The 577-nt window shown below is 42.1% G+C and carries 1 protein-coding gene; it reads right to left on the bottom strand.

Going from position 1 to position 577, the window contains the following annotated elements; translation table 11 throughout:
• Nucleotides 1-577, bottom strand: a 577-nt coding sequence (locus G4417_RS17785; RefSeq protein WP_173717709.1) for a MobA/MobL family protein, incomplete at both ends; no start/stop codon positions are given.

The raw sequence follows: 577 nt of genomic DNA on the forward strand, positions 1-577 counted from the left end.
CCTCGGTATTTGGCAAAATGTTGAGCAGCTCGGATAACTCGCTGTTTAATTTTTGTAATTTCTGATTCTGTTCCTGCATAAGAGAGAGTTGATTGTCCCGGTTCTGCATTTCCAGAAGCATTTCTGCCATTAAGGTCTGCTGTTCTTCGATTTGCACAATCATGGATTCCATTAAGGGTATAATTTCCCAGCTTTCTTCTAATGTCATTTAATCGCTCCTTCCATAATGATAATGCACCTGATACTTTCCCAAAGGTGTCCAGTATCTTTTGCAATAATGTGTTTTGTTGTTTTATGATTTGATTTTCCGCTACTTTCCACGAACCTTCTATTTCCTGCCCGGCAAGAAACTTTTGTTCAATCTTTCTTGCGTCAGCACCTTCATGGATGGTAGGGATCTGGAGTTTTCCCTGCTTTTCATAAGAACGGTGATCGACCTGATTATGCAAAGGCAGATGTTCATTACACACCTTTGCCCACTCACTCCGCCACAGTTCACAATTTTTTGGATTGTTCCATCCGGTAGCATCGGTCAGCACCCGTTTCCATTGCAGGCGGTTTCTTGCACCAATCTTCT

It is taken from the genome of Blautia wexlerae, assembly GCF_013300825.1.
Taxonomy (GTDB): Bacteria; Bacillota; Clostridia; order Lachnospirales; family Lachnospiraceae; genus Blautia_A; species Blautia_A wexlerae_B.